The sequence below is a fragment of the Variovorax endophyticus genome (genome assembly GCF_025376855.1).
GTDB lineage: Bacteria > Pseudomonadota > Gammaproteobacteria > Burkholderiales > Burkholderiaceae_C > Variovorax.
The window spans coordinates 57026-82002 of sequence record NZ_JAHUTH010000010.1 but is presented as its reverse complement, the minus strand read 5'-3'; the positions used below and the strand labels follow the sequence as shown (position 1 = coordinate 82002).

Sequence of the window (24977 nt, the reverse complement as noted above, 5' to 3'; positions counted from 1 at the left end):
CAGCCGATCGAATCCGCGGCGCCCAAGGCGCGCCGCTCGCGCCAGGCCCGCGTGGTCTGGGGGCCGCGCGTGGTCACGATCGGCGGCGATGCGCCGGTGCGCGTGCAGTCGATGACCAACACCGACACCGTCGACGCGATCGGCACCGCGATCCAGGTCAAGGAGCTGGCCCAGGCCGGCTCCGAAATGGTCCGCATCACGGTCAACACGCCCGAGGCGGCGGCGCAGGTGCCCTACATCCGCGAGCAGCTCGACCGCATGGGCATCGACGTGCCGCTGGTCGGCGACTTCCACTACAACGGCCACCGGCTGCTGACCGAGTACCCGGCCTGCGCCGAGGCGCTGAGCAAGTACCGCATCAACCCCGGCAACGTGGGCAAGGGCGACAAGAAGGACCGGCAGTTCGGCCAGATGATCGACGCGGCCATGCGCTGGAACAAGCCGGTGCGCATCGGCGTGAACTGGGGCAGCCTCGACCAGGAGCTGCTGGCCAGCCTGATGGACGCCAACAGCCAGCGCGCGCAGCCCTGGGACGCCAGGCAGGTCATGTACGAGGCGCTGATCACCTCGGCCATCGAATCCGCCAGGCTGGCCGAATCCATGGGCATGGCCGGCGAGCAGATCATCCTGTCGTGCAAGGTCAGCGGCGTGCAGGACCTGATCTCGGTCTACCGCGAGCTCGCGCGGCGCTGCGACTATCCGCTGCACCTGGGCCTGACCGAGGCCGGCATGGGCACCAAGGGCACGGTGGCCTCGGCCACCGCGCTGTCGATCCTGCTGCAGGAAGGCATCGGCGACACCATCCGCGTGTCGCTCACGCCGCAGCCCGGAGAGTCGCGCACGCAGGAGGTGGTGATCGCCTCCGAGATCCTGCAGTCGCTGGGCCTGCGCATCTTCGTGCCGAGCGTCACCGCCTGCCCGGGATGCGGGCGCACCACCAGCACCACCTTCCAGGAACTGGCCAAGCAGATCGACGACTACCTGCGCCTGCAGATGCCGGTCTGGCGCAAGAAATACCCGGGCGTCGAGACGATGAAGGTGGCCGTGATGGGCTGCATCGTCAACGGCCCCGGCGAGAGCAAGCACGCGGACATCGGCATCAGCCTGCCCGGCACCGGCGAGGCGCCCGCCGCGCCGGTCTTCATCGACGGCGAAAAGGCCCTCACGCTGCGCGGCGACAATATCGCCAACGAGTTCCACCAGCTCGTCGAAACCTACATCGAAAAGCGCTTCGGCCAGCCCCAGGCTGCCGACGTCGCCTGACCACTCCTCTCCCATGGCTGACAAGATCAATGCCGTCAAAGGCATGAACGACATATTGCCGGCGAGCGTGCCGCGCACCGACCGCCTGCCCGACTCGGCCCTGTGGTCGTGGTTCGAGCAGACGGTGCGCTCGCTGCTCGCGCGCTACGGCTACCAGTACATCGTCACGCCGGTGGTCGAGCCCACGGCGCTGTTCGTGCGCGGCCTCGGCGAGGTGACCGACATCGTCGAGAAGGAGATGTACTCCTTCACCGACTCGATGAACGGCGACAGGCTCACGCTGCGCCCCGAGGCCACGGCCGGCATCGTGCGCGCCATGGTCGAGCACAACGCGCTCTACAACGGCCCGTTGCGGCTGTGGACCCTGGGCCCGATGTTCCGCCACGAGCGGCCGCAGAAGGGCCGCTACCGCCAGTTCCATCAGCTCGACGTCGAGGCGCTGGGCTTCGCGGGGCCGGACGTGGATGCCGAGCTGATCCTCATGGTGCGCGCGCTGTGGCGCGAGCTCGGGCTGCTCGAGGGCCAGCACGTGCGGCTCGAGCTCAACAGCCTGGGCCAGCCGGCCGAGCGCCAGGCGCATCGCGAGGCGCTGATCCGCCACTTCGAGGCGCATGCCGAGCTGCTCGACGCCGACGCGCAGCGCCGCCTGCACAGCAATCCGCTGCGCATCCTCGACACCAAGAATCCCGCCATGCAGGCGATGGTCGAGGCGGCGCCGCAGCTGATGGACTTCCTCGGCGAGGAGTCGCGCGCGCACTTCGCCGCGGTGCGCGCGGTGCTCGATGCCGCGGGCCTGGCCTACCGCGTCAACCCGCGCCTGGTGCGCGGCATGGACTACTACAACCTGACCGTGTTCGAGTGGGTCACCGACCAGCTCGGCTCGCAGGGCACGGTGTGCGGCGGCGGCCGCTACGACGGCCTCATCGGCCAGATGGGCGGCAAGCCCGCGCCGGCCGTGGGTTTCGGCCTGGGCATCGAGCGGCTGCTGCTGCTGATCCAGGAACTCGGCCTGCCGGTGCCGGGCAGCGCGCCCGCGGCCTATGCCATCGTGCCCGCGGCCGCGGCACTGCCGCAGGCGATGGTGGTGCTCGAGCAGTTGCGCGCGGCCGGCGTGGCCGTGGTGCAGCACGCGGGCGGCGGCGGCATGAAGGCGCAGTTCAAGAAGGCCGATGCGAGCGGCGCGCGCTATGCGCTGATCTTCGGCGAGGACGAACTGGCGCGCGGCGAAGTCACCGTGAAATCCTTGCGCGACGGCAGCGGTTCGCAGGTGGCCCGCCCGCTCGCGGACGTGGCCGGCTGGGCCGCCACCCTACAATCGCCGGCTCCCGGGGAATCATCGGCCCGTACTTGAGTCTTTCAGCCTCACGGAGGCGGATCATGAAAACACACGGGCGCACCCGGCGCACCGCGGCCTCGAGTCCTTCCAACCACTGACAGCGCATGGCAACCCATCTCGATCTCGAAGAACAGGAACAGCTCGACCAGCTCAAGCATTTCTGGAACACCTACGGCACCCTGATCACCTGGGTCGTGCTGCTCGTCGCCGGTGCCTTCGTGGCCTGGAACGGCTGGCAGTACTTCCAGCGCAGCAAGGCGGCCCAGGCGGCGGCGCTGTACGACGAGGTCGAGCGCAGCGCCCAGTCGGGCGACGCCGCCCGCATCGAGCGCGTGTTCAACGACATGAAGGAACGCTTCGCTGGCACCGCCTATGCGCAGCAGGCCGGCCTGCTGGCTGCCAAGACGCTCTACGACAAGGGCAATGCCGAAGCTTCGCGCGCCGCGCTCGGCTGGGTGGCCGACAAGGCCACCGACCCCGGCTACCAGGCCATCGCCAAGCTGCGCCTCGCGGCCGAACTGCTCGACGCCAAGTCCTACGACGACGCGCTCAAGCAGCTCTCGGGCAACGTGCCGAAGGAATTCGAGCCGCTGGTGGCCGACCGCAAGGGCGACATCTACCTGGCCCAGGGCAAGCGCGACGAGGCGCAGGCCGAGTACCGCAAGGCCTGGACCGGCCTCGGCGCCGCCTCCGAATATCGCCGGCTGGTCGAATTCAAGCTCAATGCGGTCGGCGTCGACCCCAGGAGCCTGGCGCCCGCCATCACCGTCACTCCCGCAGTTCCTGCCAAATCCTGATCGCCCGCCATCATGAATTTCATGCGTTTCATGCCTGAATCGACCGCCGTGCGCGCGGGGTCCGCTCTTGTCCTGGTCGCGGTCCTGGCCGCCTGCTCGGGCACTTCCAAGCCGAAGCCGGCCGAACTGCCGACCAATGCCTCGCTGATCGGCGTGCGCCAGGCCTGGAGCGTGAAGATCCCGGCGGTCAAGTTCCCGCTCACCACCGACATCAGCGGCGACATCGTGACCGTGGCCGCGGCCGACGGCACCGTGGTCGGCATCGACGCCCGCGCGGGCCGCGAGACCTGGCGCGCCAGCGTCGGCGCGCCGCTGGCGGCGGGCGTGGGCAGCGACGGCTCGATCACCGCCGTGGTCACCACCGGCAACGAGCTGGTCGCGCTGCAGGGCGGCAAGGTGATCTGGAAGCAGCGCCTAACGGCCCAGGCCTTCACCGCGCCGCTGGTGGCCGGTCGCCGCGTCTTCGTGCAGACCGCCGACCGCAACCTCAGTGCCTGGGACGGCGAGAGCGGCCGTCGCCTCTGGTCGCAGCAGCGCACCGGCGAGAACCTCGTGCTCAAGAAGCCGGGCGTGCTGCTGGCCGTCGGCGACACCCTGGTGGCCGGCATCGGCGGCCGCCTGGCGGGCATCAACCCATCGAACGGCACCTCGCGCTGGGAATCGCCGATCGCGGCCCCGCGCGGCACCAACGACGTCGAGCGCCTGGTCGACCTGACCGGCAGCGTGAGCCGCGTGGGCGACACCGTCTGCGCGCGCGCCTACTACGCCAGCGTCGGCTGCGTCGACACGCTGCGCGGCGCGCTGGTCTGGAGCAAGCCGGCGTCGGGCGCCGAAGGCCTGGGCGGGGACGACGGTTTCGTCTACGGCACCGAGGCCGACGGCAGCGTCACCGCCTGGCGCCGTGCCGACGGCGAACGCGCCTGGCAGACCACCACCTTCAAGAACCGCACGCTGACCGCGCCGCTGGCCGTGGGCCGCTCGCTGGTCATCGGCGAGAGCACCGGCCTGCTGCTGTTCGTCTCGCGCGAGAACGGCGGCCTGCTGAACCGTACCACGCCCGATGGCTCGGCCATCGCGGCCGCGCCCGTGGTCGTGGGCAACACGGTGGTCGTCGTCACGGCCAACGGCGGTGTCTTCGGCTACCGTCCCGACTGATCTTTGCTGCAGGGCATGGCCATGAATTGCGAATCCGCGAAGGAGCGGCCATGAAACCCGTCATGGCCCTGGTGGGCCGTCCCAACGTCGGCAAGTCCACGCTGTTCAACCGGCTGACCCAGTCGCGCGACGCCATCGTGGCGGACTTCGCCGGGCTGACGCGCGACCGCCACTACGGCAACGGCCGGCTGGGCAAGCACGAATTCATCGTCATCGACACCGGCGGCTTCGAACCCGACGCGGGCAGCGGCATCTTCAAGGAGATGGCCAAGCAGACGCGCCAGGCCGTGGCCGAGGCCGACGTCGTGGTGTTCGTGGTCGATGCCCGCGAGGGGCTGTCGGCGCAGGACCACGACATCGCCAACGAGCTGCGCCGGCTGGGCAAGCCCTGCATCCTGGTGGCCAACAAGTCCGAGGGCATGCGCGACGGCGCCAAGCTGGTCGACTTCTACGAGTTGGGTCTGGGCGAGGTGCACGGCGTTTCGGCCGCGCACGGGCAGGGCATCCGCAGCCTGGTCGAGCTGGCGCTCGAATCGCTGAACCTGCCCGAACCCGAGGACGACGAGGATGGCGAGGACGACGTCAACAAGCCGATCAAGCTCGCGGTGGCGGGGCGGCCGAACGTCGGCAAGTCCACGCTGATCAACACCTGGCTCGGCGAGGAGCGGCTGGTCGCCTTCGACATGCCCGGCACCACGCGCGACGCGATCTCGGTGCCCTTCGAGCGCAACGGCCAGCGCTTCGAGCTGATCGACACCGCCGGCTTGCGCCGCAAGGGCAGGGTGTTCGAGGCGATCGAGAAGTTCTCGGTGGTCAAGACGCTGCAGGCCATCGAGTCGGCCAATGTCGTGCTGCTGCTGCTCGACGCCACCCAGGGCGTGACCGACCAGGACGCCCACATCGCGGGCTACATCCTCGAGAGCGGCCGCGCGGTGGTGATCGCCATCAACAAGTGGGACGCGGTTGACAGCTACCAGCGCGAGCAGATCCAGCGCCAGATCGAGACCCGGCTGGTGTTCCTCAAGTTCGCCGCGCTGCATTTCATCTCGGCCATCAAGCGCCAGGGCCTGGGACCGCTGTGGCAGGCCATTGCGCAGGCCCACAAGTCGGCCACGCGCAAGATGTCGACGCCGGTGCTGACCCGGCTCTTGCTCGAGGCGGTGCAATTCCAGACGCCCAAGCGCACCGGCATGTTCCGGCCCAAGCTGCGCTATGCGCACCAGGGCGGCATGAATCCGCCGCTGATCGTGATCCACGGCAATTCGCTCGAGCACGTGACCGATGCCTACAAGCGCTTTCTAGAAGGGCGCTTCCGCAAGGAATTCGACCTGGTGGGAACGCCATTGCGGATCGAATTCAAGAGCTCCCACAATCCTTACGCCGACAAGGACGAGTGAGCCTTGGGCGCCGTTGGCGGCCGTTGAGCGGGCGTCGCGGCGGAAGTTCCGTCTTTTGAGAACCGTTATTTTTCAAAGGCTTTTGGCGCGGAATGCTGCAGCGCGGGAGGCCTGTGTTAAGGTCCCTTTTCCAACAACTACTCTTGAACACGGAGAATATCGTGAGCAATAAAGGGCAACTTCTACAAGACCCGTTTCTGAACACACTGCGTCGCGAGCATGTGCCGGTTTCCATTTATTTGGTGAACGGTATCAAGCTGCAGGGTCAGATCGAGTCTTTCGACCAGTACGTCGTGCTGCTTCGCAACACGGTGACACAGATGGTCTACAAGCACGCCATTTCCACCATCGTGCCGGGTCGTGCCGTCAACTTCTCGGCCAACGAGAACGACGACGCCGCAGCCTGATCGGCGCGGAGCGCGGCGGTGTCAAACCCGCCGCGCTTTTCCCCTTTTCTGATACCGCTTGTCTGAACTGAATTCCCGCCAGGAAGGCGCCGTCGTTCTCGTCGGCGTCGACTTCGGGCTGCCCCATTTCGACAGCGAACTCGAAGAACTCGGCCTGCTCGCGCAAACCGCGGGCCTCTCGCCCGTGGCGCGCCTCGTGTGCAAGCGCAAGGTGCCCGACGCGGCGCTTTTCGTGGGCAGCGGCAAGGCCGACGAGATCAAGGAGCTCGCCGCGATGCATCGCGCGAGCGAGGTCATCTTCGACCAGTCGCTGAGCCCGGCCCAGCAGCGCAACCTCGAGCGCCAGCTCGACGTCGCGGTGTACGACCGGACCTTCCTCATCCTCGAGATCTTCGCGCAGCGCGCGCGCTCGCACGAAGGCAAGCTGCAGGTCGAGCTCGCCCGCCTGCAGTACCTGAGCACGCGCCTCGTGCGCCGCTGGTCCCACCTGGAGCGCCAGACCGGCGGTGCCGGCGTGCGCGGCGGCCCGGGCGAGAAGCAGATCGAGCTCGACCGCCGGATGATCGCCGAGTCGATCAAGCGCACGCGCGAGCGCCTGGCCAAGGTGCAGAAGCAGCGCGGCACGCAACGCCGCCAGCGCGAGCGCCGCGAGACCTTCAACATCTCGCTGGTGGGCTACACCAACGCGGGCAAGTCCTCGCTGTTCAATGCGCTCGTGAAGGCCCGCGCCTACGCGGCCGACCAGCTGTTCGCCACGCTCGACACCACCACGCGCAACCTCTACCTGGGCGATGCGCGCCGGCAGGTGTCGATCTCCGACACCGTGGGCTTCATCCGCGACCTGCCGCACGGCCTGGTCGACGCCTTCAAGGCGACCTTGCAGGAGGCGGTCGATGCCGACCTGCTGCTGCACGTGGTCGATGCCTCCAACCCGCACCATCCTGAGCAGATGGCCGAGGTGCAGACGGTGCTGCGCGAGATCGGCGCCGATGCCGTGCCGCAATTGCTGGTCTTCAACAAGCTCGATGCCCTTGAAAGCACGCAACGTCCGCTGCATCTGCAGGACGACATGGACATCGACGGCGTGCAGGTTCCGCGCATCTTCCTGAGTGCCCGCAGCGGCGAGGGCCTGCCCCTGCTGCGCGCGGAGCTGGCCCGCCTCTCGGGCTCGATCGCCGATACCATGACCCCTGAGGGTGACGCTGAATTGCACGGTGCCACCCATTGATTGGGCACAATCCCGCCACTGACAAGAGAACGACGCGAATGAATGCAAAGCCAGTGTGGAAAGGGTTCTTGGGCATGTTCAACCTGAACGATGGCCGATGGGGGCGGGGCGACGATTCGTCCTCCTCGAACGGCGATCGCCCTTCGGGCAACAGGCCGCCCGACGCCGATCCCCCGGGTGCCCCGACGCCCCCGCCTTCGGGCAACAACGGCAACAACAACCGCCCGCGCGGCCAAGGCCCCAACCAGGGACCGCCCGACCTCGACGAACTCTGGCGCGATCTCAACCGCAAGCTCGGCGGCTTCTTCGGCGGTGGCCGAGGCAACAACAACCGTCCCAGCGGCGGCAACGGTGGCGGCAATGGCTACAAACCCGACATGAAGAACGCCGGCTTCGGCATCGGCCTGGTGGCCATCGTCGCCGTGCTGATCTGGCTCGGCACCGGCTTCTTCATCGTGAACGAAGGCCAGCAGGCCGTCATCACCCAGTTCGGCCGCTACAAGACCACCGTGGGCGCGGGCTTCAACTGGCGCCTGCCGTACCCGATCCAGCGCCACGAGACCGTGGTCGTCACGCAGATCCGCTCGACCGACGTGGGCCGCGACGCCATCGTGCGCTCCACCGGCCTGCGCGAGTCGGCGATGCTGACCGAGGACGAGAACATCGTCGAGATCAAGTTCGCCGTGCAGTACCGCCTGAGCGATGCGCGCGCCTGGCTCTACGAGAGCAAGACGCCCGCCGACACGGTGGTGCAGGTGGCCGAGACCGCCGTGCGCGAAGTCGTCGGCAAGATGAAGATGGACGCGGCCCTCGCCGAGGAACGCGACCAGATCGCGCCGCGCGTGCGCCAGCTGATGCAGAACATCCTCGACCGCTACCAGGTGGGCGTGGAAGTGGTCGGCATCAACCTGCAGCAGGGCGGCGTGCGTCCGCCCGAGCAGGTGCAGGCCGCCTTCGACGACGTGCTCAAGGCCGGGCAGGAACGCGAGCGCGCCAAGAACGAGGCGCAGGCCTATGCCAACAACGTGGTGCCGCTGGCCACCGGTACCGCTTCGCGTCTCAAGGAAGAGTCCGAAGCCTACAAGGCACGCATCGTGGCGCAGGCCCAGGGTGATGCCGGCCGCTTCGCCTCGGTGCTGACCGAGTACCAGAAGGCGCCGCAGGTCACGCGCGACCGCATGTACACCGACGCCATGCAGCAGATCTACGCCAGCACGACCAAGGTGCTGGTCGACAGCAAGCAGGGCTCCAACCTGCTGTACCTGCCGCTCGACAAGCTGATCCAGCAGACCGGCAACGGCAACCAGGCCACGCCGGTCGATGCCGCCAGCCCGAGCGTCGCCGGCACCGCGCCGGTGCAGTCCTCGGTGATCCCGGTCGCGCCGACCAACGACATGCGTGCCCGCGACGGCCGCTCGCGTGACCGCGACGTGCGTTGAACCAGGAAGGCAACAAGAACATGAACAGAATCGGATTCATCGCCTCGTCGATCCTCGTGCTGCTGGTGCTGCTGAGCTCGACCCTCTTCGTGGTCGACCAGCGCCAGTTCGGCGTGGTCTACGCCCTGGGCCAGATCAAGCAGGTCATCACCGAGCCCGGCCTCAACTTCAAGCTGCCGCCGCCGTTCCAGAACGTGTCGTACATCGACAAGCGGCTGCTCACGCTGTCGAGCCTCGACACCGAGCCCATGCTCACGGCCGAGAAGCAGCGCGTGGTGATCGACTGGTACGTGCGCTGGCGCATCACCGACCCGCAGGCCTACATCCGCAACGTCGGCCTCGACGAGAACGCCGGCGCCATGCAGCTCAACCGCGTGGTGCGCAACGCGTTCCAGGAAAACATCAACAAGCGCACCGTGCGCGACCTGATCTCGGTGCGCCGCGAGGCCCTGATGGCCGACGTGCAGCGCGAGGTGCTGGCCGTCGTGAAGGGCGCCAAGCCCTGGGGCGTGGACGTGGTGGACGTGCGCATCACGCGCGTCGACTACGTGGAAGCGATCACCGAATCGGTCTACCGCCGCATGGAAGCCGAGCGCAAGCGCGTGGCCAACGAACTGCGTTCCACCGGCACGGCCGAAGGCGAGAAGATCCGCGCCGACGCCGACCGCCAGCGCGAGGTGATCGTCGCCAATGCCTACCGCGACGCGCAGAAGATCAAGGGCGAGGGCGATGCCCAGGCCGCCTCGGTCTACAGCGAGTCCTTCGGCCGCGATCCGCAGTTCGCGCAGTTCTACCGCAGCCTCGAGGCCTACAAGCAGAGCTTCAACAAGAAGAGCGACGTGATGGTGGTCGACCCCTCGTCGGACTTCTTCCGCGCGATGCAGGGTTCGGGCGCCGGCGCGCCGCGCCGTTGACGTCTCCGTTCGCAGCGGCTTCGGGGACGTGAGTTCCGACACCTTCTGGAGCGCGCTGGCGCTGGTGCTGGTGATCGAGGGCATCCTGCCCTTCGTGTCGCCCGGCGGCTGGCGTCGCGGCTTCGGCCAGTTGATGCAGTTGCGCGACGGGCAACTGCGCTTCTTCGGCCTGTGCAGCATCGTGCTCGGGCTGTGCCTGCTCTGGCTGCTGGCCTGAGGCCGGCAGCGCTTCTTTCCGACCCTTTCGCCCGCTTCGTCGACGGCCCCGAGCGGGCGCCGCCGGGGCGCTTTTCGGCTGCCGGTAGAATTCCGGTTTAACCACGCCCCCGATCCCCATGTCCGCCTGGGTCCTCCCGGATCACATTGCCGATGTGCTGCCCTCCGAGGCGCGCCACATCGAAGAACTTCGCCGCCAGTTGCTCGACACCGCCCGCAGCTACGGCTACGAGCTGGTGATGCCGCCGCTGCTCGAGCACCTGGAATCGCTGCTGTCGGGTACCGGCGAGGCGCTCGACCTGCAGACCTTCAAGCTGGTCGACCAGCTCTCGGGCCGCTCGATGGGCCTGCGGGCCGACACCACGCCCCAGGTCGCGCGCATCGATGCCCACCTGCTCAACCGCGACGGCGTGGCACGGCTGTGCTACTGCGGACCGGTGCTCCACACCCGTCCCGACCGCCCGCACGCCACGCGCGAGCCGTTGCAGTTCGGCGCCGAGATCTATGGCCATGCCGGCCTCGAGGCCGACACCGAAATCCTGCTGCTCGCGCTCGACTGCCTCGACGCGGCCGGCCTGCGCGAGGGCGTGATCGTCGACCTCGCCGATGCCCGCATCGTGCGCGCGCTGTTCGCCGGCGTGCCGGTCGACGCGGCCGTGCTGGCGCGCGTGCATGCGGCGCTGGCCGCCAAGGATGCGAGCGAGCTGCGCGCGCTGACGCGCGATTTCCCCGCGGCCGCGCGCGAAGGCCTGCTGGCGCTGATCCAGCTCTATGGCGACGCCGCCGTGCTCGACGAGGCCGCCCGGGCGCTGCAGGGCACGCCCGCGGTGCACGCGGCGCTGTCCGACCTCAAGCTGCTGGCCGCCGGCCTCGACGGCGTGGCGGGCCGCAAGATCAGCTTCGACCTGGCCGACCTGCGCGGCTATGCCTACTACAGCGGCATGCGCTTCGGCATCTACGTGCCGGGCGCGGCCGATTCGCTGGTGCGCGGCGGCCGCTACGACGAGGTGGGGGCCGTGTTCGGCCGCAACCGTCCGGCGGTCGGCTTCAGCCTCGACGTGCGCGAGCTGGTCGGCGTGCTGCCGAAGCGTCCGTTGCGCGCGGCGATCCGCGCGCCCTGGAGCGACGAAACCGGCCTGCGCCAGGCCATCGCCGGGCTGCGCAAGGCCGGCGAAACCGTGGTGTGCGTGCTGCCGGGCCATGGCAGCGAAATCGATGAGTTCCACTGCGACCGCGAGCTCGTCGAGCAGTCCGGCCAGTGGCAAGTCCGAACGATCTGAATTTTTAGCAATGGAACGAGCATGAGCGTAACCACCGGAAGAAACGTGGTCGTCGTCGGCACCCAGTGGGGCGACGAGGGCAAAGGCAAGCTGGTCGACTGGCTGACCGAGAGCGCCCAGGGCGTGGTCCGCTTCCAGGGCGGCCACAACGCGGGCCACACGCTCGTGATCAACGGCGTGAAGACCGCGCTGCACCTGATCCCCAGCGGCATCATGCGTCCCGGCGTGAAGTGCTACATCGGCAACGGCGTGGTGCTGTCGGCGGCCAAGCTGTTCGAGGAGATCGAAGGGCTCGAGAAGGCCGGCGTGGAAGTGCGTTCGCGCCTGCGCATCAGCGAGGCCTGCCCGCTGATCCTGCCGTTCCACTCCGCGCTGGACATCGCGCGCGAGGCCTACCGCGAAAAGGGCGGCGTCGAGAAGATCGGCACCACCGGCCGCGGCATCGGCCCGGCCTACGAGGACAAGATCGCGCGCCGCGCGCTGCGCGTGCAGGACCTCAAGCACCCCGAGCGCTTCGCGGCCAAGCTGCGCGTGCTGCTCGACCTGCACAACCACGTGCTGGTCGAGGTGCTGGGCGCCACCGCGATCGACTTCGACACTGTGTTCGACGAGGCCATGCGGCATGCCGCGCTGCTGAAACCGATGATGGCCGACGTCTCGCGCGAACTGAACGACGCCCACCGCGACGGCGCCAACCTGCTGTTCGAAGGCGCGCAGGGCACGCTGCTCGACGTCGACCACGGCACCTACCCCTACGTCACCTCGAGCAACTGCGTGGCCGGCAACGCCGCCGCCGGCTCGGGCGTGGGCCCGGGCATGCTGCACTACATCCTTGGCATCACCAAGGCCTACTGCACGCGCGTGGGCGGCGGTCCGTTCCCGACCGAACTCGACTGGGCCACGCCCGGCACCCCCGGCTATCACATGAGCACCGTGGGCGCCGAGAAGGGCGTGACCACGGGCCGCAGCCGCCGCTGCGGCTGGTTCGATGCCGCGCTGCTCAAGCGCTCGGCGCAGGTCAACGGCCTGTCGGGCCTGTGCATCACCAAGCTCGACGTGCTCGATGGCCTCGAGAAGCTCGAGCTGTGCACCGGCTACGAGCTCGATGGCGAGACCACCGACATCCTGCCGATGGGCGCCGACGAGATCGAGCGCTGCACCCCGATCTACGAAACCCTCGAAGGCTGGAGCGAAAGCACGGTCGGCGTGACGCAGTACGACAAGCTGCCGGTCAATGCGCGCCTCTACCTGCAGCGCATCGAGCAGGTCACCGGCGTGCCGATCCACATGGTGTCGACCAGCCCCGACCGCGATCACACGATCATGATGCGCCACCCCTATCTGGCCGACTGATCCCCCGGTTCGACAACAACCCCAAAAAAGAAGCCCCCTGCGCCCGCTGACCCGGGCGACATCCGCTATTCATCCAGGAGCCCATCCCCCATGTTGACCGAAGACGGCAAGCACCTCTACGTGAGCTACGACGAGTACCACAACCTGATCGAGAAGCTCGCGATCAAGGTGCACCAGTCGGGTTGGGAGTTCGACACCATCCTGTGCCTCGCCCGTGGCGGCATGCGCCCGGGCGACGTGCTGTCGCGCATCTTCGACAAGCCGCTGGCGATCATGTCGACCAGCTCCTACCGGGCCGATGCCGGCACCATCCAGGGCCACCTCGACATCGCGCGCTACATCACCACGCCCAAGGGCGAGATCGCCGGCAAGGTGCTGCTGGTCGACGACCTGGCCGACTCGGGCCACACGCTGCATGCGGTGATCAACATGCTGCGCAACAACTACGCGCCCATCACCGAGCTGCGCAGCGCGGTGCTGTGGACCAAGGCGCTCTCGACCTTCACGCCCGACTACTCGGTGGAGTTCCTGCAGACCAATCCGTGGATCCACCAGCCCTTCGAAGGCTACGACTCGCTGCGGCCCGAGAAGCTGATCGAGAAGTGGTCGGTCTGAGGCCCGTCTCCAGACGCGTCCGCCAGACCTCGACGCCCCGGCTTGCCGGGGCGTTTTTCATGGTGCCTCAGCAGGCGCCGCTGCCGTTCTCGAACATCGCCGTGTAGCGCCGCTGCATCTCCTCGGGCGACAGCTTCTCGATGCTGTGGCCCACGTTCCAGCGGTGGCCGAAGGGATCGCGGAACACGCCCGAGCGCTCGCCGTAGAAGCGGTCCTCGGTCGGCATCTCGAGCGTGGCGCCGGCCGCCACCGCGCGCGCGACCACCGCGTCGGCATCGTCCACGTGCAGGTGCAGGGTGACCGCGCTGCCGCCCAGCGTCTTCGCGCTCGGGATGCCGTACTCGGGGTATTCGTCCGAGATCATCAGGATCGCGCCGTTGTGGAAGTCGAGCTCGACGTGGCCGACACGGCCGCTGGGCTCGACCAGCCGGAAGATCTCCTTGACCTGGAAGACCTCGCAGTAGAAGGCCACCGCGGCCTTGGCATCGTGGACGCAGATGTAGGGGAAGAGCTCGTGGATCGCCATGGGGTGCCTCTCGTCGTGGTTCGTGGAAGAAATCGCGTGTCGGCGCCGATTCTGGAAGGCTTCAGCGCGGCCGTCTTGAACGAATTTGACCGGGGGCGTTCGCGGGCGCCGCCACATGGCGCGGCGACGTGGCGCCCGTGCGCCGCCAAGCCTGCGGCGCCATGCCCGCGAGCGCCGAGAACTCGCGGCTCAGGTGCGCCTGGTCGGCATAGCCGGCCTCGACCGCGATCTCGGCCCAGGGCCGCGCCGGATCGGCCGCCAGCGCCAGCGCGCGGTCGAAGCGCATCACGCGCGCGTACTCCTTGGGCGTGAGCCCGATGGCGCCGCGGAACAGCGCGATGAAGCGCCGGTGGCTGTAGCCGCTGTCGGCCACCAGCGCACCGATGGCCGGGTTCTCGCCCGCGAGCGGCCCGAGCGCCGCCGCGATCGCCGGATGCAGCCCGCGCAGGCCGGCGCGCAGCGCGAGCGCCAGCCGCGCCGACAGCATCGCTTCGAACAACGCGAGCTGGCGCGCCAGGTCGGCCTCGGCATGCAGCCGCTCGAGCGCATCCGCCACTTCGGGCGCGCCCCAGAGCGCGTCGAGCGGCGTGTGCTGGCCCGACAACGCGTCCTCGGGCGCGCCCAGCAGCGCGCGCGCCGCGCCGGGCTGCAGCTGGGCGCCGACCGAGCGCGTGGCCACCGAGACGTCGCGCAGGTAGAAGCTGCTGCGCGCGCCGCCGACGATGGCATTGCCGCAGGTGTGGCCCTCGGTGTCGGCCGCGTGCCCGAACAGCTTGAGCGGCGGCCCCGAGAGCCGGAACACCAGGTGCATGCCGCCCGTGGGCAGCACATGCTCGCGCGCGCCGGGGCGTTCGACTCCAGTGCCCTCGGCGCCGGGCGCCCAGGCCCAGACCTGCCGCACGAAGGGCCGCAGCTGCGGCACGGGCGCGCGCGTCAGCTGCCGCATCTCAGGCCTGGGCTTCCACGTGCAGCGCGTAGACCGGGTCGGGCCAACGCTGGGGCGTCATGCCGGCGAGTTGCGCCGCCAACTGTTCGACGAAGCGCATGTCGACGTCGGGCGCCATGCTGGCCGGCCCGCGGCCGAAGGCCTCGCGCAGCCGGCGCACGGCATTGGCGGTGCCACGCAGAACGCCCTCGGGTTGGCCGGACTGCTCGAAGACCAGCACGTTGGCCAGCAGGTGGAGGAACGAGGCCACCACGGTCGCCTCCGTGCGCTGCCTGCCGTCCAGGGCCGCCATCACCAGTTCGAGCCAGTCGACCACCTCCTGCGGAATGCCTTGGGCCGCCAGCGCGGCATAGCTGGTCGGCCAGGCGCTGGCCGGTGTCTTGCGCAGCCAGGCGCCGAGCGCGCGCGGCGTGCCCGCCGGGGCCATCGCCGCAGCCTCGGCCGCGGAGTTCGCCTGCATCTTCATCAGGCGCCCGGGCGCGCCGCCGGCGGCCGCCGCTACCGGCAGGCCGCGCGTGCGCATCAGCATCGGCGCCGACGCCGGTGCGGCGAGCATGGCGTCGAACTGCACGGAGCCGGTGCCGCCCCAGCCGGCCGGCACCATCTGCGCCACCTTGCGCAGCTCGGGCATGTCGGCCGCGCGCTCGCCCTCGGCGCGTTCGACCACGAGCAGGTAGTTGGTGAGGTCTGTCACGAGCTGGTAGGCCACGGCGAGGCGGCGGGCTTGCGCCACGTCCTCCGTGCCGAGTTCGGCCACGCGTGCGTGCGCGGCGATCCGGCCGAGCGCGTCGATCGGTTCGGCCACGGCATTCACGCGCGCGCTGCCGATCGCTTCCTCGGCCGCGTCGCCCTGCGCGCGCACGCCGAGCAGCCGCACCTCGCCCTCGGGCGGCGCGTCGAACAGCGCGAACACGTTCACCGTGTCGGCGCCGAAGGCCGAGCGCGGCAGGGCGGAGGTCCACCGTGGTTGCGCGCCGCCCGGCCATTCGACGCGCAGCGCGTCGAGCCGCGGCGAGCGCAGCCGCGCGAACATGCGCAACACGGCCGGCTCGACCGCCTCGCCGGGCGCGACGAAATCGCAGGCCCCGCCCGTGGCCTCGGCCAGGCGCCGCAGGTGGCTCTCGGCCGGGCTGCTGCCGATGCCGACCACGAACACGCGGTGCCCCGAGGCACGGGCCGATTCGACCGTCGCGTCGATGGCGCTGATCTCGCCGTCGGTGACCACCAGCACGTCGCTCGACGCGCCGGCGCCCAGCGCGAAGGTGGAGGCCAGCGCGCTTTCCATCTCGGTGCCGCCCAGGTCGGCCCGCAGTGCGCCGATCCAGCGCTGCGCGGCCAGGCGCGTGACCTCGGTGAGCTGCCACAGGCCGCGCGAACGGTGCTCGACCGTGGTGCCGAAGCGCGAGAGCGAGAAGCGGTCGCCCGCGCCCATCCGCGAGACGATCGATTGCAGCGCGCGCCGCGCGGCATCGATGCTGTCGCCGGCCATCGAGCCCGAGCAGTCGACGAGCAACTGCACGTCGGTGGTGGCCGGGCCGCGCGCCGGCACCCGCGGGCAGAAGCTCGCGAGCGCGACGATGCCGCCGGGCGCGACATCGTCGGGCGCCGCCACGGCCACCGAGGCGTGCGCGAGCTGGTCGACCACCAGCACGAAGTCGCGGTCGAGCGCGCCGCGGCGCGCCAGCGACACCTGCAGCAGGCCGCTCTCCGGCCGCATCGCCACGCCCACCGGATGGCTGGGCGAGGCCACGCGCGCTCGTGCCAGTTCGCCATGCAGGCGCAGCTCGATGTCGAAGGGGTAGGCCGCCACCGCGCTGTGCTCGGGCGCCTGGTGCGGCCGCAGCCCGCCGTCGGCGACCGGGTCGCCATAGCGCGGCGCGATCACCGTCGGGATCAGCAGGCGCAGGCCCTGCTGCTCGAAGGCCAGGGTCTGCGCATAGCGCAGGGTGACGATGCAGGCCTCGTTCGCCGCGAGGTTGCCGAGGTTCAGCGTGTAGCTGCGGTCGTGGTTCTTCTCCAGCATGATGGCCGCGTGGCCCTCGGCCAAAGCGCCTTCGTAGGCCGCCTCGGCCTCGGCCTTCTCGACCACCGTGCCGCACAGACGCCGCTCGCCGAGCTGGACGTCGACGCCCAGCAGCACCGCGCCCCACGGCAGCGGAAAGCCGTAGACCACCTCGACGTTCGAGGCGCCCGGATTGCGGAAGCGCTGCTCGACCGTCATCTCGAGCAGCACGCCGCGCAGGTCGCCGCTGGCCTTCATGCCTTCGAGCAGCATGCTGTCGCCGTTCGCGGTCGTCATGCGTGCATGTTCCTGATAGCTCATGGGATGTCCCTTTCCTGTGTCTTCAGTTCTTCTTCGGAACGCCGGCGGCGGGGCCGTCGACGGGGGAGGGGGCGCAAGCCGCGGCGAAGGCCGCCATCACGCCCTGGATGAAACCGCGCACCTGCTCCGGCGACAGCCCGGCCCGGCCGGGTTCGATCACCACCTCGACGCCGTCGGCCACCGTCAGGTGGCTGCGCACCTCCACCGAGCCGGCCACGCGCGGGCGCGCCGGCACCGGCGCCTCCCGGCCCTGCAGCAGCTCGCGGATGCGCTCGAGCGAGACGCCGGCCGCCGTCCACTTCTTGATGAGCAGCAACTGTTCGAGGTGCCGCGCGCCATAGCGCGCCGCCCGCGTCTCGCCCTCGGGCCGGTCGACGATGCCGATCTGCACGTAGTAGCGCACCGTGCGCGGCGGCAGGTCGGCCAGCACGCACAGGTCCGCGAGCGCATAGGAAGCCGCCGGGGAGGGTGGGTTCGATTTCATACACTTAATTTAAACACAAGAACTGTTTTTAAAAAAGCACACGAAAGCCCGGCCCATGGGGGCGCGCTAGCATCGACCGCATGAGCAAGCCTTCCACGACCCTGATCCACCACCCCTACGTGCCGCCCGCCACCTTCGACGCGCCCCAGCCCGGCGTCTACAAGGCCTCGACGGTGTTCTTCGCCGACGTGGCCGCGATGCGCGCGCGCGACTGGAAGACCAAGGCCGGCTACACCTACGGCCTGCACGGCACGCCCACCACCTTCACGCTCGAGGAGCGCCTGGCCACCCTCGAGGGCGGCACCGAATGCCTGCTGGTGCCCAGCGGCCTGGCGGCGATCTCGCTCGTCGCCTTCGCCTTCCTGAAGACCGGCGACGAGGTGCTGATCCCCGACAACGCCTACGGCCCCAACAAGGCGCTGGCCACCGGCGAGCTCGCGAACTTCGGCATCGGGTACCGCCTGTACGACGCGATGAACCCCGAGGACCTCGCGGCGAAGATCTCGCCGCGCACGAAGCTGGTGTGGCTCGAGGCCGCGGGCTCGGTGACGATGGAGTTCCCGGACCTGCCCGCGCTCGCGGCCGCCTGCCGCGCGCGCGGCGTGCTCAGCGCGCTCGACAACACCTGGGGCGCGGGCCTGGCCTTCGCGCCCTTCGACTTCAACGGCAGCGGGCAGGGCGTCGACATCTCGGTGCACGCGCTCACCAAGTACCCGAGCGGCGGCGGCGACGTGCTCATGGGCAGCGTGGTCACGCGCGACGAGCGGCTGCACCGCGCGCTCAAGCTCACCCACATGCGCATCGGCTTCGGGGTCGGTGTGGGCGATGTCGAGACGCTGCTGCGCTCGCTGCCGAGCATCGGGCTGCGCTATGCGGCGCACGACCGCGCGGCGCGCGAGCTCGCGCGCTGGCTCACCGACCGCGACGAGGTCGCGCAGGTGCTGCATCCGGCGATCGAGAGCTCGCCCGGCCACCGCCACTGGCGCGCGCTGTGCGGCGAGGCCGACCTCGCGGCGGGCCTGTTCTCGATCGTCTTCGACGAGCGCTACGGCACCGAGCAGGTCGACCGCTTCTGCGACAGCCTCGAACTGTTCCGCCTCGGCTATTCGTGGGGCGGCCCGATCAGCCTGGTGGTGCCCTACGACATCGGCCTGATGCGCGACCCGGACGTGGCGCCCTGGCCCTACAAGGGCACGCTGGTGCGCTTCTCGATCGGCCTGGAGGACGTGGACGACCTGCGCGCCGACCTGCAGCAGGCACTCGCGCGCATGGCCTGAGCGGGCCTTGCCGGAGGCGCGCCGGATATCGCTTACAGTACCCCGACGCGCAGTCGTCCGACTGCTTCGCCTGAAGGAGAGATCAGTGGCAACACCGAATTACGGTTACGAGAAGCGGCAGAAAGAGCTGGCTCGCAAGAAGAAGAAGGAAGACAAGCTCCGCGAAAAGGCGAACCGCAAGCTTTCCCCGAGCAGCGACGGCCTGGCACCGGGCGATCCGGAAGACGACGTGGCCTCGCTCGAACGCGATCCGCCGACCGTTCCCGAACTGCCGACCAAGAACGGTTGAACGCTGCACCGTCCGGATTCTTTCCGTTCTGAATGACGAAGCCGCTGGGGGCCTGTCGGTCCCGCAGCGGCTTTTTGTTGGCGCGCGATCGGTGAAGAGGGCGGCCCTACTTCGCGGCGAGCAGCTTGCGCAGTTCGGGCCAGACGTTGTCGAGCAGTTGCGGCTGCGCCGCCGCGGTCGGATGGATGCGGTCGGCCTGGAACAGCGACATCGCATTCGGCGCATCGGCCACGCCCTTGAGCAGGAAGGGCACCAGCGCCGACCTGGTGGTGGACGCCACCTTGGCGAACACCGCCTCGAAGCGCCGCGTGTAGTCGCCGCCGTAGTTGGGCGGCACCTGGATGCCCACGATCAGCACCTTGGCGCCCGCGGCCTGCGCGGACTGCGTGATCTGCAGCAGGTTGGCCTCGGTGTCCGTGAGCGGCAGGCCGCGCAGCGCGTCGTTGGCGCCGAGCTCGAGCACCACGTGGCTGGGCTTGTGCTGCGCCAGCAGCGCCGCGAAGCGCGCGCGTCCGCCCGAGCTGGTGTCGCCGCTGATGCTGGCGTTGACCACGGTGGCGTCGATCTTCTGCTGCGCGAGGCGCTTCTCGAGCAGCGGCACCCAGCCTTCGCCGCGCTTCAGGCCGTACTCGGCGCTCAGCGAATCGCCGAGCACCAGGATCACCGGCTTGCGCGCGGCGGCGCCCTGCGCCATCGCCCCACGCCATGGCCCGGAACTGCCGAGCGCGGCAGTGGTCAAGATAAAGTCACGTCGATTCAAAACCAAAGCCTTTCCATGTCCCAACCCCCGTCCAATGCGATTGTCGCCGTCGAGCATGTGTTCAAGTCCGTCACCGACTCGACCGGTACCCTGGACATTCTGCAGGACATCGATTTCACCCTCGGGGCACGGGAAACCGCGGCCATCGTGGGGGCCTCGGGGTCGGGCAAGAGCACCTTGCTGTCGATCGTCGCCGGGCTCGACACGCCCACGCGCGGCACGGTGAAGCTGGCCGGCGACGACATCTTCGCCATCGACGAGGACGAACGCGCCGCGCTGCGCGCGCAGCGCGTGGGCTTCGTGTTCCAGAGCTTCCAGCTGCTGGGCAACCTCAGTGCCCTCGAGAACGTGATGCTGCCGCTGGAGCTGGCCAACCGCAAGGATGCCCGCAAGGCCGCGACCGAGATGCTGGGCCGCGTCGGCCTGGGCCAGCGGCTCAACCACTATCCCAAGGTGCTGTCGGGCGGCGAGCAGCAGCGCGTGGCGCTGGCGCGGGCCTTCGTGGTGCAGCCGGCCTTGCTGCTGGCCGACGAGCCCACGGGCAGCCTCGACTTCGCCACCGGCGAGCAGGTGATGCGGCTGATGTTCGACCTCAACCGCGAGCTTGGCACCACCCTCGTGCTGGTGACGCACGACCGCGGCATCGCGGCGCAGTGCGAGCGCCGCATCATGATCGAGGCCGGGCGCGTGGTCCTCAACGAGAGGACGGCCGATACGACGGCCTGAGGGCTTCGGGTACAACCGGGCCTGCAGGAGGAGATTCCAGATGCAGGACGAGCTACCCCCCGATGCCCGACTCGCGCTGCAGCGCGGCAACCTGATCGAGGCCATCAAGATCGTGCGCGACCGCACCGGCCTCGGCCTCAAGGAGTCCAAGGAACTGGTCGAGCGGCATGCCAACGCGGTGGAGGACGAACCCGCGCCCGAGACCGACGAATGGAACCGGCTCTTGAGCGGCGGCGCGCAGGGCCTGCCGGCCGAAGCGGTCGCCGCGCTCGCGCGGGGCCGCAAGGTCGAGGCGGTGAAGATCGTGCGCGAGGCCACCGGCCTCGGCCTGGCCGAATCGCTGAAGCGGGTCGACGAGCACCTGCATGGCCAGCGCGGCCAGTCCGCGCCGCACGGTGCCTTCGACCCGATGGCCGAGCCCGGTCGCGTGCCTTCGGGCGGCGGCGTCAGGTTGCTGGCGATCGTGCTGATGATCGCCTTGGTGGCCACGGCATTCTTCTTCATGAGTGCCTGAGCCCGATGATCGTTCCACAGTTCTGGGCCGAAGGCCGCATCCAGCAACGCATCGACGGCCGCCAGCTCACGGTGCGCCGTTTCGGCTGGTCCGACGACAGCCCCGTGGCCGCGCAGGCCCATGCCGACCAGCGCACGCGCGAGGCCTTCGAGCGCATCGCCGCCGGCGAGACGCTCGTGCGCCGCGAGCGCAAGGTGGCCTACAACGGCGCCGACGGCATGCCGATCCGCGAGGAGATCGTCGAGCGCCACGGCGAGGACATCGTCACGCGCAACGGCTATGGCGCGCGCTGCCTCAATACGCCCGACGTGCTGTTCGTCGACGTGGACTTCGACGACCCGCGGCATGCCAGCGGCCGCGGGCTCACCGTCATCGGCGCGGCACTCATCGGCGCGGTGGTCGCGGGCTATGCCAGCAAGTCGTGGGTGCTGGCCGTGGTGGCGGCCGTCCTCGTGGCGGCCTTCGGCTTCTGGCGCGTGCGCCTCGAAGGGCTGCGGCTGAGCGAACCCGAGGCCGATCCGCTCGCGGCCGTGCGTGCGCGCATCGAGCGCTTCGTCCACCAGCATCCCGACTGGCACCTGCGCCTGTACCGCACCCCCGCGGGCCTGCGCGCGCTCGCCATGCACGACGTCTTCGCGCCGTCCGATGCCGCGGTCGCCGACGTGTTCCAGACCCTGGGCGCCGACAAGGTCTATGCGCGCATGTGCCGCAACCAGAACTGCTTTCGCGCGCGCGTGAGCGCCAAGCCCTGGCGCATCGGCATCGGCGATCCGATGCGGCCGCGCCCCGGTGTCTGGCCCGTGGCGCCCGAGCGGCTCGCGCAACGCGAGGCCTGGGTGGCGCGCTACGAGCAGATGGCCGACCGCTTCGCGGCCTGCGAGTACCTCGAGAGCGTGGGCGACGCGCAGCGCGTGCATCCGCGCGCGCTCGCGGTGCAGCAGTTGCACGACGGGCTGGCGCAGGCGCGCGCCGGCCTGCCGCTGGCCTGAAGCCGGGCTAAGGCGGGCGGGGGCGGCCTCCCTCGATAATCGCCGCATGTCTTCTCCCAAAGTGATCTTCGGCTTCCATGCCGTGGGCGTGCGCATCAAGACCGCCCCCAAGTCCGTGCTCGAGGTGCTGTTCGACGCCAGCCGGCGCGATGCGCGCATGAAACAGTTCATGGCGCGGGCCCAGGATGCCGGCGTGCGGCTGGTCGAGGCCGACGGCGCGCGGCTCGCCAGGCTCAGCGGCAGCCACGGCCACCAGGGCGTGGTGGCGCGCGTGGAGCCGGCGGCGCAGATCCATTCGCTCGACGAACTGCTCGAAGGCCTGGAGGAGGCCGGTACCGTGCCGCTCTTGCTGGTGCTCGACGGCGTGACCGATCCGCACAACCTCGGCGCCTGCCTGCGCGTGGCCGACGGCGCCGGCGCCCATGCGGTGATCGCGCCCAAGGACCATGCGGCCGGCATCAACGCCACCGTGGCCAAGGTGGCCAGCGGCGCGGCCGAGACGGTGCCCTATTTCATGGTGACCAACCTCGCGCGCACGCTCAACGAGCTCAAGGAGCGCAGCATCTGGTGCGTGGGCACCAGCGACGACGCGCCCGGCACCATCTACCAGAGCGACTTCAAGCGCCCGCTGGCGCTGGTGCTCGGCGCCGAGGGCGAGGGCATGCGCCAGCTCACGCGCAAGACCTGCGACGAGCTGGTCAGCATCCCGATGGCGGGCGCGGTCGAGAGCCTGAACGTCTCGGTCGCCAGCGGCGTGTGTCTCTACGAGGCGATGCGCCAGCGCGGCGCCTGAGCGCCGCGCCGCGGCCTCACTGCGACGGATCCTTGCCGCGGGTGCGGCCCACCGCGCTGAAGATGCCGATGCCCAGCAGGATCAGCGAACCGATGCCGATGTAGAGCGTCGGTACGCCGGCCACCGAGGCGCCCCAGATCAGGCCGGCCATGAAGATCAGAAAACCGATCATGTAGAGCGCGAACGACATGCGTGTTCCTCCGAAGCTGTGATGTCTCGCAGTATCTGGAGCGCGCTTGCCGCCCGCACCGGCCGGTGCCGCCAGCGGCTGTGGGAGCGGGCCTACTGGGGGCGCAGGTCCTGGTCGGCCGCCAGCAGGTAGCGGCAGCCGCCATCGCCGAGCGCCTGGAACACCAGCGCCCGGTCGACCCCGAAATCCAGGCAGTCGCCCGGTGCGAGCCGGAAGCGCTCCTCGCCGTAGTCGACCTGCAACTCGCCCTCGAGCAGCCACAGGCATTGCCGGTACGGCTTGCCGCTCCAGCGCGGATAGGCGACCTGCGCCGCGCGCGGCAGCTCGACCTCGACCAGCTCGATGCCGCCGGCCGCGCCGCGCTCGAGCACCTGCCGCCGCAGGTAGCCCGCGCCGGGGTCGCGCCACACCGCCTGCGCGGCGCGGGGGCGCAGCCGCTGCGTCTCGCGGCCCTCGTCCTGCGTCAGCAGCTGCGCCAGCGGCACGCCCAGCCCCGCCGCCAGCCGGCCCAGCAGCACGGCCGTGGGGCTGCTCTGCGCGCGCTCGACCTTGGAGATCATGGCCTTGCTCACGCCCGAGCGCTCGGCCAGTTCCGACAGGCTCAGGCCCTGGGTCTGACGCAGCGCCAGCAGCCGGTGGGCGATCAGCGCGTCGATGGGTTCGGCGGCTTCCGGAATCGGAGGGGATGCATCGTTTCTCATAAGAGACTATTATTCTCCTATAGTAAACAACCGCGCAATCTGCGAAGGACTCCCATGCGCCTGATCCCCTGCACCGAGGAAGCCCACGCCGGCACCATCCTCGCGATCCTCAACGACGCCATCGTCACCTCGACCGCGCTCTACGACTACAAACCGCGCACGCCCGAACAGATGGCCGGCTGGTTCGCCACCAAGCGCGCCAACGGCTTCCCGGTGATCGGCGCGGTGGACGACGACGGCCGGCTCATGGGTTTCGCGAGCTACGGCAGCTTCCGCGCCTTCCCCGCCTACAAGTACACGGTCGAGCACTCGGTGTACGTCGATGCCGCCGACCGCGGCAAGGGCCTGGGCCGCACCCTGCTCGAGGCGATCGTGGCCGAGGCGCAGGCGCGCGAGGTGCACGTGCTGGTCGGCGCGATCGATGCCCAGAACGCCGGCAGCATCGCGCTGCACGAGCGCCTGGGCTTCGAGCACGCGGGCACGGTGCGGCAGGCGGGCTTCAAGTTCGGCCGCTGGCTCGACGTGGCCTTCTACCAGCGCATCCTGGCCACGCCCGCCGAGCCGGTCGACGGCTGAGCGCTAGTTCACGGCCCAGAAGCGCATCACGACCTCGGCCGGCCGGCGCACGCCGGCGCCGAGGAACAGCCGCTCGGCGATCCAGGCCAGCGCGGGCGAGGCGGTCTCGAAATGCGGCGTGCAGCGGAAATACACCTGCGCCGGATCGACCGGCTCGCCGCGCAGCAGCCGCGCCATGGTCTCGCGCGAGGCGCTGCGGATCGCGTGGTTCTGCACGTAGACGAGGTCGCCCGCATCGGTCTCGAGGCCGTAGCGCGCATCGAGCACCGAGAGGGTCTCGCCCACGATCAGCTGGAAGTCGCTGCCGCCCGGCAGCACGCGCGCGGTCCAGCCATGGCCTTGCGCCTGGCCGCCGGTGATCGGCACCACGCGGCGCAGGCCGCCCGGCCCCTGGCCCAGCACCTGGGGTGCGCCGACCTCCACGCGCAGGTTGGCGAAGTGTTCGAGCGAAGGCGCCGCGATGGCGTCGAAGTCGCTCATGGC

At 69.7% G+C, this 24977-nt stretch carries 28 protein-coding genes; 20 read left to right on the top strand and 8 right to left on the bottom strand.

Going from position 1 to position 24977, the window contains the following annotated elements; genetic code table 11:
• Nucleotides 1–6 precede the first annotated feature (6 nt).
• From ispG to KV106_RS15090, 13 genes are all read left to right on the top strand, one after another.
• Nucleotides 7–1263, top strand: coding sequence for a flavodoxin-dependent (E)-4-hydroxy-3-methylbut-2-enyl-diphosphate synthase (ispG, locus tag KV106_RS15150; protein WP_409976528.1), 1257 nt, complete (start codon nt 7–9; stop codon nt 1261–1263).
• Nucleotides 1264–1276: 13 nt separating this feature from the next.
• Nucleotides 1277–2614, top strand: a complete 1338-nt coding sequence (gene hisS / locus KV106_RS15145) for a histidine--tRNA ligase (RefSeq protein WP_261210913.1) — start codon at nt 1277–1279, stop codon at nt 2612–2614.
• An 89-nt stretch (nt 2615–2703) separates the two neighbouring features.
• Nucleotides 2704–3396, top strand: a complete 693-nt coding sequence (locus KV106_RS15140; RefSeq protein ID WP_057594717.1) for a YfgM family protein — start codon at nt 2704–2706, stop codon at nt 3394–3396.
• Between the two features lie 12 nt (nt 3397–3408).
• Nucleotides 3409–4551: an outer membrane protein assembly factor BamB gene (gene bamB, locus KV106_RS15135; protein WP_261210912.1), complete on the top strand. Its 1143-nt coding sequence runs from the start codon at nt 3409–3411 to the stop codon at nt 4549–4551.
• A gap of 50 nt (nt 4552–4601) precedes the next feature.
• Nucleotides 4602–5948 carry a ribosome biogenesis GTPase Der gene (der, locus tag KV106_RS15130; RefSeq protein WP_057594719.1) on the top strand — a complete coding sequence of 449 codons (1347 nt, stop codon included), beginning with the start codon at nt 4602–4604 and terminating at the stop codon, nt 5946–5948.
• 161 nt (nt 5949–6109) lie between these two features.
• Entirely contained in the window at nt 6110–6355 is a 246-nt protein-coding gene (hfq, locus tag KV106_RS15125) for an RNA chaperone Hfq (RefSeq protein ID WP_056582504.1), read from the top strand.
• Between the two features lie 58 nt (nt 6356–6413).
• The gene (hflX, locus tag KV106_RS15120; RefSeq protein ID WP_057594720.1) at nt 6414–7583 is read left to right on the top strand and encodes a GTPase HflX; all 1170 of its coding nucleotides are present in this window, start codon (nt 6414–6416) and stop codon (nt 7581–7583) included.
• Nucleotides 7584–7657: 74 nt separating this feature from the next.
• The gene (gene hflK / locus KV106_RS15115; protein ID WP_057594721.1) at nt 7658–9022 is read left to right on the top strand and encodes an FtsH protease activity modulator HflK; all 1365 of its coding nucleotides are present in this window, start codon (nt 7658–7660) and stop codon (nt 9020–9022) included.
• A gap of 20 nt (nt 9023–9042) precedes the next feature.
• Complete coding sequence (gene hflC / locus KV106_RS15110) at nt 9043–9936, top strand: protease modulator HflC (RefSeq protein WP_057594754.1); 894 nt, start codon at nt 9043–9045, stop codon at nt 9934–9936.
• A gap of 28 nt (nt 9937–9964) precedes the next feature.
• A complete protein-coding gene (locus KV106_RS15105) occupies nt 9965–10153 on the top strand; it encodes a DUF2065 domain-containing protein (protein ID WP_057594722.1) in 189 nt (62 codons plus the stop codon).
• Nucleotides 10154–10271: 118 nt separating this feature from the next.
• Nucleotides 10272–11432, top strand: coding sequence for an ATP phosphoribosyltransferase regulatory subunit (locus KV106_RS15100; protein WP_261210910.1), 1161 nt, complete (start codon nt 10272–10274; stop codon nt 11430–11432).
• A gap of 21 nt (nt 11433–11453) precedes the next feature.
• Nucleotides 11454–12785 carry an adenylosuccinate synthase gene (locus tag KV106_RS15095; protein ID WP_057594724.1) on the top strand — a complete coding sequence of 444 codons (1332 nt, stop codon included), beginning with the start codon at nt 11454–11456 and terminating at the stop codon, nt 12783–12785.
• Nucleotides 12786–12875: 90 nt separating this feature from the next.
• Nucleotides 12876–13400, top strand: a complete 525-nt coding sequence (locus tag KV106_RS15090; protein ID WP_057594725.1) for a phosphoribosyltransferase — start codon at nt 12876–12878, stop codon at nt 13398–13400.
• A 67-nt stretch (nt 13401–13467) separates the two neighbouring features.
• Here the strand turns inward: KV106_RS15090 and KV106_RS15085 are convergent, their stop codons facing one another.
• The 4 genes from KV106_RS15085 to KV106_RS15070 form a co-directional block, all read right to left on the bottom strand.
• Nucleotides 13468–13926 carry a VOC family protein gene (locus tag KV106_RS15085; protein WP_261210909.1) on the bottom strand — a complete coding sequence of 153 codons (459 nt, stop codon included), beginning with the start codon at nt 13924–13926 and terminating at the stop codon, nt 13468–13470.
• A gap of 61 nt (nt 13927–13987) precedes the next feature.
• A complete protein-coding gene (locus KV106_RS15080; RefSeq protein ID WP_261210908.1) occupies nt 13988–14872 on the bottom strand; it encodes a helix-turn-helix domain-containing protein in 885 nt (294 codons plus the stop codon).
• 1 nt (nt 14873) lies between these two features.
• Nucleotides 14874–17195, bottom strand: a complete 2322-nt coding sequence (locus KV106_RS15075; protein ID WP_261210907.1) for a VIT and VWA domain-containing protein — start codon at nt 17193–17195, stop codon at nt 14874–14876.
• Between the two features lie 22 nt (nt 17196–17217).
• Entirely contained in the window at nt 17218–17679 is a 462-nt protein-coding gene (locus KV106_RS15070) for a MerR family transcriptional regulator (RefSeq protein WP_261210906.1), read from the bottom strand.
• Between the two features lie 80 nt (nt 17680–17759).
• On the opposite strand from KV106_RS15070, the gene KV106_RS15065 reads away from it, so the two are divergent.
• The gene (locus tag KV106_RS15065) at nt 17760–18956 is read left to right on the top strand and encodes a PLP-dependent transferase (RefSeq protein WP_261210905.1); all 1197 of its coding nucleotides are present in this window, start codon (nt 17760–17762) and stop codon (nt 18954–18956) included.
• An 85-nt stretch (nt 18957–19041) separates the two neighbouring features.
• Nucleotides 19042–19245, top strand: coding sequence for a hypothetical protein (locus tag KV106_RS15060; protein WP_261210904.1), 204 nt, complete (start codon nt 19042–19044; stop codon nt 19243–19245).
• Nucleotides 19246–19351: 106 nt separating this feature from the next.
• Here the strand turns inward: KV106_RS15060 and KV106_RS15055 are convergent, their stop codons facing one another.
• Nucleotides 19352–19939 carry an arylesterase gene (locus tag KV106_RS15055; protein WP_172705552.1) on the bottom strand — a complete coding sequence of 196 codons (588 nt, stop codon included), beginning with the start codon at nt 19937–19939 and terminating at the stop codon, nt 19352–19354.
• 81 nt (nt 19940–20020) lie between these two features.
• On the opposite strand from KV106_RS15055, the gene KV106_RS15050 reads away from it, so the two are divergent.
• Genes KV106_RS15050 through rlmB form a run of 4 tightly spaced genes read left to right on the top strand, consistent with a single transcriptional unit; the run spans nt 20021 to nt 23027 of the window.
• Complete coding sequence (locus KV106_RS15050; RefSeq protein ID WP_057594733.1) at nt 20021–20731, top strand: ABC transporter ATP-binding protein; 711 nt, start codon at nt 20021–20023, stop codon at nt 20729–20731.
• 40 nt (nt 20732–20771) lie between these two features.
• Nucleotides 20772–21245, top strand: a complete 474-nt coding sequence (locus KV106_RS15045) for a ribosomal protein L7/L12 (RefSeq protein ID WP_261210903.1) — start codon at nt 20772–20774, stop codon at nt 21243–21245.
• 5 nt (nt 21246–21250) lie between these two features.
• Nucleotides 21251–22234, top strand: coding sequence for a hypothetical protein (locus tag KV106_RS15040; RefSeq protein ID WP_057594735.1), 984 nt, complete (start codon nt 21251–21253; stop codon nt 22232–22234).
• 46 nt (nt 22235–22280) lie between these two features.
• Nucleotides 22281–23027 carry a 23S rRNA (guanosine(2251)-2'-O)-methyltransferase RlmB gene (gene rlmB / locus KV106_RS15035; RefSeq protein WP_261210902.1) on the top strand — a complete coding sequence of 249 codons (747 nt, stop codon included), beginning with the start codon at nt 22281–22283 and terminating at the stop codon, nt 23025–23027.
• A gap of 16 nt (nt 23028–23043) precedes the next feature.
• On the opposite strand, the gene KV106_RS15030 is transcribed toward rlmB, so the two are convergent.
• Both KV106_RS15030 and KV106_RS15025 read right to left on the bottom strand, forming a co-directional pair.
• Nucleotides 23044–23217: a hypothetical protein gene (locus KV106_RS15030; protein WP_057594737.1), complete on the bottom strand. Its 174-nt coding sequence runs from the start codon at nt 23215–23217 to the stop codon at nt 23044–23046.
• Between the two features lie 92 nt (nt 23218–23309).
• Nucleotides 23310–23918, bottom strand: a complete 609-nt coding sequence (locus tag KV106_RS15025) for a helix-turn-helix domain-containing protein (RefSeq protein ID WP_261210901.1) — start codon at nt 23916–23918, stop codon at nt 23310–23312.
• 54 nt (nt 23919–23972) lie between these two features.
• Between KV106_RS15025 and KV106_RS15020 the strand changes: the two genes are divergently transcribed.
• Nucleotides 23973–24494 carry a GNAT family N-acetyltransferase gene (locus tag KV106_RS15020; RefSeq protein ID WP_057594739.1) on the top strand — a complete coding sequence of 174 codons (522 nt, stop codon included), beginning with the start codon at nt 23973–23975 and terminating at the stop codon, nt 24492–24494.
• A 3-nt stretch (nt 24495–24497) separates the two neighbouring features.
• Here KV106_RS15020 and KV106_RS15015 read toward each other — a convergent pair whose 3' ends face one another.
• A complete protein-coding gene (locus KV106_RS15015; RefSeq protein ID WP_057594740.1) occupies nt 24498–24974 on the bottom strand; it encodes a DUF3237 domain-containing protein in 477 nt (158 codons plus the stop codon).
• Between the last annotated feature and the right edge of the window lie 3 nt (nt 24975–24977).

Coding starts and splice junctions, on each gene's coding strand:
- KV106_RS15070 (WP_261210906.1), bottom strand. CDS start 17,679: ATGAAATCGAACCCACCCTCCCCGGCGGCTTCCTATGCGCTCGCGGAC.
- KV106_RS15030 (WP_057594737.1), bottom strand. CDS start 23,217: ATGTCGTTCGCGCTCTACATGATCGGTTTTCTGATCTTCATGGCCGGC.
- KV106_RS15020 (WP_057594739.1), top strand. CDS start 23,973: ATGCGCCTGATCCCCTGCACCGAGGAAGCCCACGCCGGCACCATCCTC.
- KV106_RS15015 (WP_057594740.1), bottom strand. CDS start 24,974: ATGAGCGACTTCGACGCCATCGCGGCGCCTTCGCTCGAACACTTCGCC.
- KV106_RS15040 (WP_057594735.1), top strand. CDS start 21,251: ATGATCGTTCCACAGTTCTGGGCCGAAGGCCGCATCCAGCAACGCATC.
- KV106_RS15025 (WP_261210901.1), bottom strand. CDS start 23,918: ATGAGAAACGATGCATCCCCTCCGATTCCGGAAGCCGCCGAACCCATC.
- bamB (WP_261210912.1), top strand. CDS start 3,409: ATGAATTTCATGCGTTTCATGCCTGAATCGACCGCCGTGCGCGCGGGG.
- hflK (WP_057594721.1), top strand. CDS start 7,658: ATGTTCAACCTGAACGATGGCCGATGGGGGCGGGGCGACGATTCGTCC.
- KV106_RS15075 (WP_261210907.1), bottom strand. CDS start 17,195: ATGAGCTATCAGGAACATGCACGCATGACGACCGCGAACGGCGACAGC.
- KV106_RS15080 (WP_261210908.1), bottom strand. CDS start 14,872: ATGCGGCAGCTGACGCGCGCGCCCGTGCCGCAGCTGCGGCCCTTCGTG.
- hisS (WP_261210913.1), top strand. CDS start 1,277: ATGGCTGACAAGATCAATGCCGTCAAAGGCATGAACGACATATTGCCG.
- KV106_RS15140 (WP_057594717.1), top strand. CDS start 2,704: ATGGCAACCCATCTCGATCTCGAAGAACAGGAACAGCTCGACCAGCTC.
- KV106_RS15100 (WP_261210910.1), top strand. CDS start 10,272: ATGTCCGCCTGGGTCCTCCCGGATCACATTGCCGATGTGCTGCCCTCC.
- KV106_RS15050 (WP_057594733.1), top strand. CDS start 20,021: ATGTCCCAACCCCCGTCCAATGCGATTGTCGCCGTCGAGCATGTGTTC.
- der (WP_057594719.1), top strand. CDS start 4,602: ATGAAACCCGTCATGGCCCTGGTGGGCCGTCCCAACGTCGGCAAGTCC.
- KV106_RS15095 (WP_057594724.1), top strand. CDS start 11,454: ATGAGCGTAACCACCGGAAGAAACGTGGTCGTCGTCGGCACCCAGTGG.
- rlmB (WP_261210902.1), top strand. CDS start 22,281: ATGTCTTCTCCCAAAGTGATCTTCGGCTTCCATGCCGTGGGCGTGCGC.
- hflC (WP_057594754.1), top strand. CDS start 9,043: ATGAACAGAATCGGATTCATCGCCTCGTCGATCCTCGTGCTGCTGGTG.
- KV106_RS15085 (WP_261210909.1), bottom strand. CDS start 13,926: ATGGCGATCCACGAGCTCTTCCCCTACATCTGCGTCCACGATGCCAAG.
- KV106_RS15045 (WP_261210903.1), top strand. CDS start 20,772: ATGCAGGACGAGCTACCCCCCGATGCCCGACTCGCGCTGCAGCGCGGC.
- KV106_RS15065 (WP_261210905.1), top strand. CDS start 17,760: ATGAGCAAGCCTTCCACGACCCTGATCCACCACCCCTACGTGCCGCCC.
- KV106_RS15090 (WP_057594725.1), top strand. CDS start 12,876: ATGTTGACCGAAGACGGCAAGCACCTCTACGTGAGCTACGACGAGTAC.
- KV106_RS15055 (WP_172705552.1), bottom strand. CDS start 19,939: ATGGCGCAGGGCGCCGCCGCGCGCAAGCCGGTGATCCTGGTGCTCGGC.